Origin of the sequence: Mycobacterium sp., from assembly GCF_036488105.1 — a bacterium.
Taxonomy (GTDB): Bacteria; Actinomycetota; Actinomycetes; order Mycobacteriales; family Mycobacteriaceae; genus Mycobacterium.
On sequence record NZ_DASXHW010000056.1, the window covers coordinates 1 to 11,955 of the forward strand.

Annotated in this window: 8 protein-coding genes and 2 pseudogenes; all 10 read right to left on the reverse strand. The window is 64.9% G+C overall.

Annotation, left to right across the window (positions count from 1 at the left end; genetic code table 11):
• Window positions 1–1,721: valine--tRNA ligase (locus tag VGH54_RS02945; RefSeq protein ID WP_331510440.1), on the reverse strand; the 1,721-nt coding region annotated here is incomplete at its 3' end.
• A 61-nt stretch (window positions 1,722–1,782) separates the two neighbouring features.
• Window positions 1,783–2,352 carry a DUF937 domain-containing protein gene (locus tag VGH54_RS02950; protein ID WP_331510441.1) on the reverse strand — a complete coding sequence of 190 codons (570 nt, stop codon included), beginning with the start codon at window positions 2,350–2,352 and terminating at the stop codon, window positions 1,783–1,785.
• Between the two features lie 111 nt (window positions 2,353–2,463).
• Complete coding sequence (locus VGH54_RS02955; protein WP_331510442.1) at window positions 2,464–3,723, reverse strand: trans-acting enoyl reductase family protein; 1,260 nt, start codon at window positions 3,721–3,723, stop codon at window positions 2,464–2,466.
• Window positions 3,720–5,735: a S9 family peptidase gene (locus tag VGH54_RS02960; protein WP_331510443.1), complete on the reverse strand. Its 2,016-nt coding sequence runs from the start codon at window positions 5,733–5,735 to the stop codon at window positions 3,720–3,722. The genes VGH54_RS02955 and VGH54_RS02960 overlap by 4 nt, the downstream gene beginning before the upstream one ends.
• A gap of 117 nt (window positions 5,736–5,852) precedes the next feature.
• Window positions 5,853–6,506: a transglycosylase family protein gene (locus VGH54_RS02965; protein ID WP_331510444.1), complete on the reverse strand. Its 654-nt coding sequence runs from the start codon at window positions 6,504–6,506 to the stop codon at window positions 5,853–5,855.
• A gap of 1,028 nt (window positions 6,507–7,534) precedes the next feature.
• Window positions 7,535–8,140: a molybdenum cofactor guanylyltransferase gene (gene mobA / locus VGH54_RS02970; protein WP_331510445.1), complete on the reverse strand. Its 606-nt coding sequence runs from the start codon at window positions 8,138–8,140 to the stop codon at window positions 7,535–7,537.
• Between the two features lie 4 nt (window positions 8,141–8,144).
• Entirely contained in the window at window positions 8,145–9,224 is a 1,080-nt protein-coding gene (locus tag VGH54_RS02975) for a 2-oxoacid:ferredoxin oxidoreductase subunit beta (protein ID WP_331510446.1), read from the reverse strand.
• Complete coding sequence (locus VGH54_RS02980) at window positions 9,221–11,206, reverse strand: 2-oxoacid:acceptor oxidoreductase subunit alpha (RefSeq protein WP_331510447.1); 1,986 nt, start codon at window positions 11,204–11,206, stop codon at window positions 9,221–9,223. Before VGH54_RS02980 ends, VGH54_RS02975 begins: the two co-directional genes overlap by 4 nt.
• Before the next feature lie 279 nt (window positions 11,207–11,485).
• Window positions 11,486–11,695, reverse strand: a pseudogene (locus tag VGH54_RS02985) (hypothetical protein); the annotation flags it as partial.
• A gap of 86 nt (window positions 11,696–11,781) precedes the next feature.
• Window positions 11,782–11,955 (reverse strand): annotated as a pseudogene (locus VGH54_RS02990) (ATP-dependent Clp protease ATP-binding subunit ClpX); the annotation flags it as partial.

Below are 11,955 nucleotides of genomic sequence, written 5' to 3' on the forward strand. Positions count from 1 at the left end.
CCTCGAGCCAGAGTGAACCGCAAAGCGTCCGCACCGTACACCTCCAGCCAGTCCAGCGGATCGATGACATTGCCCTTGGACTTGCTCATCTTTCGGCCGGACTCGTCACGGATCAGCCCGTGCAGAAAGACGTCGGTGAACGGCACCTGTGGACCTCGGGCACCGTCCAGGGTGATGGCGTCATCACCGCCGACGAAGGTTCCGAACATCATCATCCGGGCCACCCAGAAGAACAGAATGTCGTAGCCGGTCACCAGAACGCTTGTCGGATAGAACTTTTCCAGGTCCGGTGTCTTGTCGGGCCAGCCCAAGGTGGAGAACGGCCACAGCGCCGAAGAGAACCAGGTGTCCAGGACGTCGGGATCCTGCTCCCAACCGTCGGGCGGTGTCTCGTCGGGACCGACGCAGATCTGCTGACCGTCCGGCCCGTACCAGATCGGGATTCGATGGCCCCACCACAGCTGACGTGAGATGCACCAGTCGTGCATGTCGTCGACCCAGGCGAACCAGCGTGGCTCGAGCCTGGCGGGGTGAATCACGGTGTCGCCGTGGCGCACCGCGTCGCCGGACGCCTTGGCCAACGATTCGACTCGCACCCACCACTGCAGCGACAGCCGTGGTTCGATCGGCTCACCGCTGCGCTCCGAGTGCCCGACGCTGTGCAGGTAGGGCCGCTTCTCGGCAACGATCCTGCCCTGCGCCGCCAAAGCTTCGCGCACCGCGACGCGGGCCTCGAAGCGGTCCATGCCGTCGAATTGTGTTCCGGTGTCGGCGATCCGACCTTTGGTGTCCATGATCGACGGCATGGGCAGCTCATGACGCAGCCCGATCTCGAAGTCGTTTGGATCATGAGCCGGGGTGACTTTGACTGCGCCAGTGCCGAATTCAGGGTCGACGTGATCGTCGGCGACGATGATGATCTGGCGGTCCAGGAACGGGTGCGCCAGCGTCGAGCCGACCAGCCCTCGGTAGCGGTCGTCGTCGGGATGCACCGCGATCGCTGTGTCACCCAGCATCGTCTCCACCCGGGTGGTGGCCACCACGATGTGCGGCTCGGAGTCGTCGAGCGAACCGTAGCGGAACGACACCAGTTCGCCTTCGACGTCTTCGTAACGAACCTCGAGATCCGATATCGCCGTTTCCAGCACCGGCGACCAATTGACCAGCCGTTCGGCCTGATAGATCAGGCCGGCGTCATAGAGCCGCTTGAAGATCGTGCGCACGGCCCGCGAGAGCCCGTCGTCCATGGTGAAGCGTTCGCGGTTCCAGTCCACACCGTCGCCGAGGCGGCGCATCTGACCGCCGATGGCGCCGCCCGATTCGCGCTTCCAGTCCCAGACCTTGTCGATGAACAGCGCGCGGCCGAAGTCTTCTTTGGTCTTGCCGTCGACGGCGAGTTGCTTCTCCACGACACTCTGAGTGGCGATGCCCGCGTGGTCCATGCCCGGCTGCCACAGCACCTCGTATCCCTGCATGCGCTTGCGCCGGGTCAGGGCATCCATCATGGTGTGCTCGAGCGCGTGACCCATGTGCAGGCTGCCCGTCACGTTGGGCGGCGGCAACACGATCGAATAACCGGGTTTGGCGCTGGCGGGATCGGCGGTGAAATAACCCGCATCCACCCAGCGCCGATAGGTCGCGCTTTCGGCCGCGCCCGGATCCCACGCTTTGGGCAGGTCTTCAGCACGCGTGTCAGCGGCGCGCTCTGGGCTTGCGGTCACCCGTCAAGTCTAGAAAGCGCCGCCGCCCGTTACGAACACCGCCCATGTCGGGCGGCGTTAGTTACTTCTTGCCGCCCAGCAATCCGCCGAGAATGTCGCCCGCCTTCGAGCCCAGCGCGGTGCCCAACACAGTGCCCAGCGACTTGTTGCCGCCGGCCATTCCGCCAAGGATGCTGCCCAGCACGTCGTTGAGCGCGCCTCCGGAGGACGCCTCTTCCTTGGCCGGTTCGCTCTTTTGGCCGAGCTGCTTTCCGACATATGCCAAAACGATCGGAGCCAGGATCGGCAGTAGCTGCTTGAGCAGAGCGCTGTTGCCGCCGCCACCACCGGCCAGTGCGCTGGCGACCTGAGCGGCGTCGTTGCCGCCGAATATTCGCGCGATCGCCTGCTGGCCCTCGTTCTGGTCGACCTGGTCGACATTCACGCCGCCGTCGAGCAAGCCGGCCTGGCTGTCGGCCGCGGACTCGATCTTGCTGGCGTGCTCGGGATCCTGTGCGTTTTCGTGCAGGCCGCCGACCAGCACCGGTACCAGCAACTGGACCGCCTTGTTCACCTCGGCCTCATCGACGCCGATCTTGGTTGCAATGTCACTCGTGGGAATCTGAGACAGAAGATCTTCAAGGCCAGCCATAGACCCGTCCACCTAACGTTGCTGGGATGCTTTGGTTCACCGTTGACACTAGCTCAGCTGATCTTGTCCGCCAGCGGTTCATTGCAAGCAGATTGAGCGCCGGCCTCGCCGTCAGCGGTGCATCAACCGCGCGGTCTCCAGCGAGACATCCGCGGCGGGGAATCGCGCCCGTAGCGCGTCGCCCATTGCGGCCGCCGGGGTCAGCACGCCGCGCAGCTCCGAGAGCGCATCGCGATCCATCGCCAGCGCCAGACCGCTCTCGCCCAGCAGCACGGAGGTGGCCTTGTATCCCGGGTCGCCGCGTTGCGCCATGGTGGCCACATAACGGGCGCCGGAAGTTGTCGTCGTGTAGGTCTCTGCCTTGTAGAAGCCGCGCTCGCGGACGGCGTCACTGGGGCCGGTGCCCGGTTTGGGCAGCACTCGCTCGACCAGCCGGCGTGGCAGCAGCCGGAAGTAGCGGCTGCCCAGTGCCGTCACCGCGTTGCCGACCCCGTTCATGACGGCGGAGGTCACCGGCGCCACGGCTGAGGAACCCACACTCATGTGTTCGCTGTAGCGGAACCGCTTGCCGTATGCCCAGTCTTGTAATGCATTGCTGCGCCGGACTATTCGCGTGTTGGCCGGTGCCATCATGAATCCGGCGGTCCACAGGCCGGTCAGCTCCGGTGCGATCTGGGCGCCGCGGCGCCGACGCAGGTCTGGCTGCGCACCCAGTTCGGGTTCTGCGCCGCGGTCGGGGCTCAGCGTGTAGGGATCGGTGAATTGCCGGCGGACGTCGGCATCCCTCGACACCGCGTCGAACACTTCCACGCCTGACGCGATCGTGCCGCCGGAGAGCCCGCCGGAGAAGGAGCGAACCACGAAGTCGGTGTTGATCAGCTCACCGCTGCCGTCTTCGCGGGCCCGGCGATACAGCGCGTACACGGTGAGATCCGAAGGGATGGAGTCGAATCCGCACGCGTGGACGATGCGTGCGCCGGTGTCCTGCGCCTGCTTGTGATACAGGTCGATGCTGTCGCGAACGAATGGCGGCTCGCCGGTCAGGTCGGCGTAATCGGTGCCCCCGGCCGCGCACGCGGCGACCAACGGCAGACCGTAGCGGCTGTACGGGCCGACCGTGGTGATCACGACCTGCGTCCGGGCGGCCATCGCGTCCAGCGTTGACGGCGACGACGCATCCGCGGTCAACACCTGCCAGGACTGCGCCGACTCGCCCAGCGTTTCGCGGATCGCCAGCAGGCGATCGGCCGATCGGCCGGCCAGTGCGATTCGCGCGTTTCCGCCCGCCCGGGCCAGGTATTCCGCGGTCAACTTGCCGACGAAGCCAGTTGCCCCGTACAAGACGATGTCGAATTCGCGCGTTGCAGTCACGGGCGCGACGCTACTCCCAGTAGCTCCGGCAATTCGGCGCTCTCCCCCAGCACGTGCTCGGCCAGGAAAGCGAACACCACCTCGTACCAGATCTTGGCGTGTTGCGGCGCAACGACCCAGTGGTCCTCGGAAGGGAAATACAGGAATTGGTGCGGGCTGCTGCCGTCTTCGCCGGCCGGCAGAGCCGAGGAGGCCAACAGCTCGTACCACAGCCGCAGGGCCTCACCGATCGGCACGCGGTAGTCCTTGTCACCGTGAATGACCAGCATCGGCGTGCTGATCTGGTGGACGAAATGGTGCGGTGAATTGGCCGCGGTCATCTCCGGCGTCATCTCACGGCGCCAGTAGTAAGCGTGATCGGTCGTCGGACTGAATTGGTCCAATGCCCATAGGCTGGCGTGGGTCACGATCGCGGCGAAACGGTTCGTGTGACCCGCGATCCAGTTGGCCATGTAGCCGCCGAACGAGCCGCCCATTGCCGCGATCCGGGTCGCATCGATGCGCGGATGAGCACACGCCGCATCGGTGGCAGCCATCAGATCGTCGAACGGTGGCCCTCCCCATGCTCCCCAGCCCCGCTGGATGAAGTCTTGGCCGTAGCCGGTCGACAGTGCGGGATCGGGCAGCAGCACCGCGTAACCCTTGGCGACCATCAGCCACGGATTCCATCGCCAGGCCCAGTCGTTCCAGCTGCCCAGCGGGCCACCGTGCACCCACAACAGCAGCGGGGCCGGCGCGGGGTCTTCGGGCAGCACCAACCAGGACCGCACCGGTGTGCCATCTGCGACCGTCGTGGTGATCTCGGTCAATGTTCCTGGCAGGCTTGGCACGTCGACGCACGGCAGCACGGTGATACCGCCGCCGTGATCGATCCGCACCGGATGTGGCGGTGCCGCATACGAACTCCGCAACGCGTACAGCACTCCACCGGGCGCGGCGACAACGTCGGTGTAGGCGTAGTCGTCGTCGGTAAGCTGGGTGACCCTCGATGTCGCCGCCTCAACGGCGAAGATCGGTGCGCGTCCGTTCTGGTCAGCGGTGACGATCAATGACGCGCCATCGCTCGACCAGGTCACCGAGGTCGGCCGGCGGTCCCATGCTTCGGCAATCAGTCGCGGTTGGTCGCCGAATCGCAGGTATTGCAACGTCATTCGCGGAGCGCAGTCTGGGGTGGAGATGGTTTCCCTGGTGAACACGATCGCTGACCCGTCCGGTGAGATCGCTGGGCGTTGCAGTTCGGCCTCCGGATCGTCAGCGATCACGCGGCGTTCCCCGGAGGCCAGGTCGACCCGCAGCAGCACCGAGCGCTCGGTGGCTTCGGGTCCTGTCACCCGCCACGTCGTCACCAGGAAACGGCCGCCAGCGCTGATGTCGAATGTGGCGTCATCGAATCCGGCTTCGCGCAGCGCTTCGCCGGGCTGTGGCGTGAGATCGCGCAGATCCGTCGCGTCGAACAGATGCGGTTCATCCGGGCCAATGTCCTGGTCCCAGAAGCGGACCGGATACCCCGAGTGCAGGATCGCGCTGACGTTGTTGGCCTTACGCAAACCGCGAAGGCGCCGGTCGTCTTCGACGTCGCGCGCCGAAGCCATCAGCGGCGCGCCGATCACGGTGGCCTCGGCGCCACGGGCGGTACGGACCAGGCTTACTCCACCGGGCATGCTCAGCACTTCGACAGCCTCGCCCCCGCCTGCGGGTAGCCGCCACAGCGAGACCGGCGGTTTGTCGGCGCCATCGGCGTTCTCGGCAGTGGGTCGCGACGACACGAACAGCAGGTCGCCGTCGACGGTGAACGCCGGTGCGGAGTCGCCGGTCGAGCCGCGGGTCAGCCGGTGTGCCGGCTTTGCGCCGGTCGGGTCGAGTTCCCAAATTGCGCTGACGTAGTCGGTGCGCTTGTCGTTGAGTTCGGCCACGGTGGTCACCACCCGCGAGCCGTCCGCCGACACGGCCAGGCCGGAAACGCGTGGCATTGCCAGGTAGTCGTCGAGGTTGTCGAATGCCGTTGCGGTCATGAGTCGTTGGTAACACAGCGCGACTCAGGCCGCGGTGTGCGCGCCAGACAGCCCCCCGGACGCCGAAAGCGGTGGCGGGCCTGAGCCCGACCACCGCTTTCAGTGGATAATGCTTGGTCAGCCGCGACGGCCGCAGACCGGCCACGCGCCGATGCCCTGCGAGTGCAGCACGTTCTCAGCCACCCGGATCTGCTCGTCACGGCTGGCGCCGTTCGGGGAGCCCGAGCCACCGTTGGCATGCCAGGTGCTGGACGTGAACTGCAGACCGCCGGCGTAGCCGTTACCGGTGCTGATGCCCCAGTTGCCACCGGACTCGCAAGCAGCAATCGCGTCCCAGTTGACGCTGTAGGCCCTCTTCACGGGCGCCGGAGCCTGCTCCGGGGCCGGTGCGTCGTTGGCGGGCGCAGGCGCGTCAGGCGCCGGCGCGGCTTCCGGTGCGGGAGGCACAGGCGGGGCGTCCGGAGCCGGGGCCGGGGGCGCATCCGGGGCCGGCGGAAGGTCGGCCGGGGCCGGCGGCGCGTCGGCGACCGGCGCAACGTTGGGAGCATCCGGCGCGGGAGGCGCGTCCGGAGCCGGAGCCGAGGGCGCGTCGTCTGCGGGCGCTGCATCCGGCGTCGACACGAAGCCGGCCAGGGCGAACGGCGTGGACGGCGCGTTCGGGGTCACCCGCTCGTAATCGGCGGAGGCGATCGCGTTGGTCAGCGTCAGCGGGGCCGACGCAAGAACTGCGGTGAGCGCGGCCATGCGAAGCGTCTGGCGGACGTTCTTCAAGATCGTTCCTTTCGCGGTGCGCGCGCCGAAGTAAGCCCAGCGATTTGGGCAGGTGCCGGTTTTTAGGCGGGTTGATACTTCGAATCGCGCCCTCTCGTTCAGGCACGACAGCTGGGGACCTAAGCGGCCAACCGGGCTGATGCCCGGCGGCTGCACGGGGGCGTCGTCGCCTTCCGTAGCCCCGCTCACACGCGGGTCCGTGGATTCGGTTTTTCTTGCCCTTTCAGGCCGAAATGGAACGTACGAGAACAATTTGCATTCGTCATCTCGTGACATGCCGATGTATCTGCCCGATAACGGCTCGATTACGGTCGCCCAGTTAATGGCCCGCCCAGGTCAAACATGTATTTGTCGCTGGCGTCAGTTCTTTGACACTCTAATCCGACAGTGAGCCAAATCACGCAATTTTTGTGAGCTGCGCCACGCGGCTGGCCGCCACGAGACACAACGAATGGGACCGTTGGCCGGGCCGTCCTCATCGGGGCCGATAGTAGTGAAGATCACATGTTAGCCGCGCGTGTCGCAAGCGATTTCGACCTGCATGGCGGTGGAAACCCGGTCGATATTTTCTAAATATACTGTTGCACAACTACTTTCAAGTTAGACCGTGACAGAACCATGCGTTTGAATCGCGGCGCCGCGGCTTGCGGCTTCGAGTGTATGGAGCTTTAATATTGTTGTTTACCAACGTATTTAGACACTACAAGTCTTAGCCGCGGCTCGGCCAGTCGACTTGCCGACCGTAGACGTCTGCAGGCTCGCGGCCGGAAGCTAGCCGGCCATCGAGACGCTACTGACGACATCGTCGTAAGCCCGAAAAGTCAACCGCCACAATGCAATCCGAGAAATGCGCTATGAATAGTTTACATAAATAAACCGGCGTCGCATATTATTTCGCTCGAACAAATCAGACAATTGACGAGCAAATAAAACTCTTTGCAAATAGTGATGCGAAGTCAATATTAACTCGTCGCAAAAATTGTTCTCAAATTAAATTCGAAACACCCGCAAGGGGCGTTCCGCGTGAATCAGCGCCCGATGCCCAGCAGGCTGCGCAGGCCGCTCGTCGGCTTGGCGTCGGCAGGCGGACGGGAATCGGATATCACGACCCGTTGGGAGTCGACCCGATCGATCAACGCGGGGAGATTCCGCTCGCCGGCGGCAACGAGATCATCTACCTGCCCTGCCAATTCGGTCCGATACACCGCGGCGAGATAGTGGTTGCTCCCGTCCCAGGGCAACACGATGTCGGCGTCAACCTCGGCCGCTCGGGCCGCGACGGCGTCGATCACGTCAACGGTGAGGACGGCTGCGTCAACCGAGCACAAAAACGCCCACGTCGCGCCGGCCTCAGCGGCAGCATGCAGCCCACGGCTGATCGCGGATAACACGCCGTGCCCGCGCACGTCGTCGCGGACCACCTGCGCCGGAAGTTCCGGCAGCGACTGCCCCGGCGAGGCCACTACGAAGACCGGTTGACACCGCTCCCCAACGACGCTGACCGCGTGCTCGACCATCGTCATCGGCGCGAGGGAACCCGGAACTTGCTTCATGGCCTTCTCACGACCCTGCCAGGGCGATGCGCCGCCAGCCAACACCACGCCGGCTAGCGAAGCCGGCTTACCCGCAGCCACCATCTCAGTTCACAGTCCAGGTGTCGCGGCCGTGCAACAACGACTGCAACGCTGCACGGTCGGACGGGGCCGACTCTCGCGCGGCACGGATCTGTGATCGCGCCGCGTCGTCGTAGGTGGGTCGGCTGACCTGACGGAAGATACCCATCACGGTGTGCTCAAGATTTTGCTGGGACAGTCGTGAAAGAGCGTACGCGTAGGCGGAGTCGGTCGCATGCGCGTCGTGCACCACGATCTCCTCGACGCGGACGTCGGCGGTCTTGGCCACGTCGAGCGTGAAGCCTGACCGCACCACGCAGTACTCATCGTTGGCACCGAACACGATCGGCTCGCCGTGGTGGACGTTGATCAGCCGCTCCTCGGCGCCTTCTTTACGCAGCGCGTCGAACGAGCCGTCGTTGAAGATCGGGCAATCCTGCAGGATCTCGACCAACGCGGATCCGCGATGCTCGGCGGCGGCGCGCAGCACCTCGGACAGACCCTTGCGGTCGGAATCCAGCGCGCGGCCAACGAAACTCGCCTCGGCGCCCAGCGCCAGCGACACCGGGTTGAACGGCTGGTCCAGCGAACCCATCGGCGTCGACTTGGTGACCTTTCCGACCTCAGAGGTCGGCGAGTACTGGCCCTTGGTCAGGCCGTAGATCCGGTTATTGAACAGCAGGATGGTCAGGTTGATGTTGCGGCGAAGCGCGTGGATCAGGTGATTACCACCGATCGACAACGCGTCCCCGTCACCGGTGACCACCCAGACCGAGAGGTCCTCGCGGGCCAGCGCCAGACCCGTAGCGATCGCCGGCGCGCGGCCGTGGATCGAGTGCAGGCCGTAGGTCTCCAGGTAGTACGGGAATCGGCTCGAGCAACAGATGCCGCTGACGAAGACGATGTTCTCGCGACGTAATCCCAACTCGGGCAGAAAGTTTCGCATCGTGTTGAGGATGACGTAGTCGCCACACCCGGGGCACCAGCGGACTTCCTGGTCGCTGGTGAAGTCCTTGGCTTTCTGCGGTTGGTCGGTGGTAGGCACGCGACTGTGCTTGGACAGGATGTCCGTCAGCCCCAAGTCCGCACCGATGAGATCAGTCATGCGTCAGCTCCCGCTCCAACCGTGGCCGCCGCCAATCTTGCGACCATCGTCTTGTCTTGCTCGATTTCGGCCAATGTCCCGCCCAGCGCGGCGCGGATCAGGCGCCCAACCTCGTCGGCCAGGAAAGCGACACCTTGAACTTTGGTGACCGATTGCACGTCGACCAGATACTTGCCGCGCAGCAGCAGTGCCAACTGGCCGAGGTTCATCTCTGGGCATACCACCTGCGGGTACCGCCGCAGCACCGCGCCCAGGTTGGCCGGGAACGGCCGCAGGTGGCGCAGATGGGCGTGGGCGACCTTGATGTCGTTGCGCCGGGCGCGCCGGCAAGCCTCGCCGATTGGACCGTACGAGCTGCCCCAACCGATCAGCAGCAATTCGGCGTCACCGGTCGGGTCGTCGACCTCGATATCGGGGACGGAGATCCCGTCGATCTTGGCCTGCCGCAACCGCACCATGAGGTCGTGATTGGCCGGGTCGTAGGAGATGTCGCCGCTGCCGTTCGCGGATTCCAGCCCTCCGATGCGGTGCTCGAGTCCGGGAGTGCCCGGGATGGCGAACAGGCGAGCCAGCGTTTCCGGGTCACGCGCGTAAGGCATGAACGGTTCGTCGGGGTTGGCGAAGGTGTGCTCGATGGGTTCCAGCGATTCGACATCCGGGATGCGCCACGGCTCGGACCCGTTGGCAATTGCCCCGTCGGACAACAGAATTACCGGGGTGTGGTACGACACCGCGATGCGCACCGCCTCCAGCGCGGCGTCAAAGCAGTCCGACGGTGATCGCGGCGCGACGACGGCCACCGGCGACTCGCCGTTGCGGCCATAGAGCGCCTGCAGCAAGTCAGCCTGCTCGGTCTTGGTCGGCAGACCGGTGGACGGGCCGCCGCGCTGCACGTCGATGACGATCAGCGGAAGCTCGGTCATCACCGCGAGTCCCAGCGCCTCGGACTTCAGCGACAGACCGGGACCCGAGGTGCTGGTGACCCCGAGCGCACCACCGTACGAAGCGCCCAACGCGGCGCAGATACCGCCGATTTCGTCTTCGGCCTGGAAGGTCAGCACGTTGAAGTTCTTGTGTTTGGACAGCTCGTGCAGGATGTCTGACGCCGGTGTGATCGGGTAACTGCCCAGCACGACCTGAAGATCGGCCAATTGGCCGGCGGCGACGAGGCCGTAGGCCAGCGCGGTGTTGCCGGAGATCTGGCGATACTCGCCGGCCGGTAGTTTCGCCGGTGAGATCTCGTAGGTAGTCGCGAACGCCTCGGTGGTTTCGCCGTAGTTCCATCCGGCCTTGAGCGCCAACACATTGGCCTCGGCGACGTCGGGCTTGCGGCCGAACTTCTCTCTGATGAAACGCTCGCTGGTCTCGATCGGTCGCCCGTACATCCACGACAACAAGCCGAGCGCGAACATGTTCTTGGCGCGCTGGCCGTCCTTCTTCGACGCGCCGATGGCCTCGACCGCGCCCAGCGTCAGCGTGGTCATCGGAACCGCTTCGACCTTGTAGTCAGACAGCTCCGCGGTATCCAGCGGGTTGTTCTCATACCCGACTTTGGCCAGGTTGCGTTTGGTGAACTCGTCGGAGTTGGCGATCACCAGCCCGCCGATCGGCAGGTCCATGATGTTGGCCTTCAACGCTGCCGGGTTCATCGCCACCAGCACATCGGGCCGGTCACCGGCGGTGAGGATGTCGTAGTCGGCGATTTGAATCTGGAACGACGAGACGCCGGGCAACGTGCCCTGCGGCGCGCGGATCTCAGCCGGGTAGCTCGGCTGGGTCGCCAGGTCGTTACCGAAAAGCGCTGCCTCGGAAGTAAACCGGTCTCCGGTGAGCTGCATGCCGTCGCCGGAGTCCCCGGCGAAACGGATGACGACCTTTTCCAGCTTTTGCCGTCCGGGCGGCTCCGCATCGGGCCGATGCGAATCTGAAGCAGATTCTGACCTGGCTCCGTTTTCGCTCGGACCCACGTCGCCGCCTTCCATAGCTGTTCACCGCACCGGCATGTGGTCGAAACCGGTGTGAATCACCCGAGTGCAGCCTCGGCCGATTTTTATGTCACTGGCGGTACCGATTATTGCACTTTTCTTAGGGATTCATGGACACTCGTCCATACCGTCACGCTACCGCTTAGTCGGCAAAACACGAGGTCAGACACGCGTCTCCAGTCCCTAAGGAGACGAAGTGTGGCGTTCGTCACTTTTACCGGGCCGACAAAGTCTAAGAATGATAGTTACGCTGGAGTAACATTTGCTAGCGACCGTCTACCCTCGCGTCTCCCCCGTTCGGGGGAGGCCGCTGGCCTGGGTTAATCCGCCATTTCTGTTCGCGGTGGGCGCGGGTTCGGGCATCGCCGTGGCGTACAGCGCCAGGCCTGCAGCGGCGAGACCTCCCAGCGATATGAAGGCCGCGTCGTAGCCGGCGACGACCACGATCCAGCGCACGATGATGTTGGACAGCGCCGCACCGACGCCAATCACGAACCCGATCGAGGCCTGCTCCCAGTGCGGCCCGGTATCGCGTCAGCGGCGCTCAACGGTTACCGGGCGGGACCGGATTACTAAGCGCTCTTGTCGCGGCGCTCGGCGCGTGTCGCCTTGCGCGGAACGATCGTCGGCAGCACGTTGTCCTGGACGGTCTCCTTGGTCACCACGACCTTGGCGACGTCGTCGCGGCTGGGGATGTCGTACATCACCGGCAGCAGGACTTCTTCCATGATCGCGCGCAGGCCACG

Excerpts from the sequence above, each read along its gene's own strand:
- VGH54_RS02980 (WP_331510447.1), bottom strand. The coding sequence starts at position 11,206 with ATGGAAGGCGGCGACGTGGGTCCGAGCGAAAACGGAGCCAGGTCAGAA.
- VGH54_RS02950 (WP_331510441.1), bottom strand. The coding sequence starts at position 2,352 with ATGGCTGGCCTTGAAGATCTTCTGTCTCAGATTCCCACGAGTGACATT.
- VGH54_RS02975 (WP_331510446.1), bottom strand. The coding sequence starts at position 9,224 with ATGACTGATCTCATCGGTGCGGACTTGGGGCTGACGGACATCCTGTCC.
- VGH54_RS02960 (WP_331510443.1), bottom strand. The coding sequence starts at position 5,735 with ATGACCGCAACGGCATTCGACAACCTCGACGACTACCTGGCAATGCCA.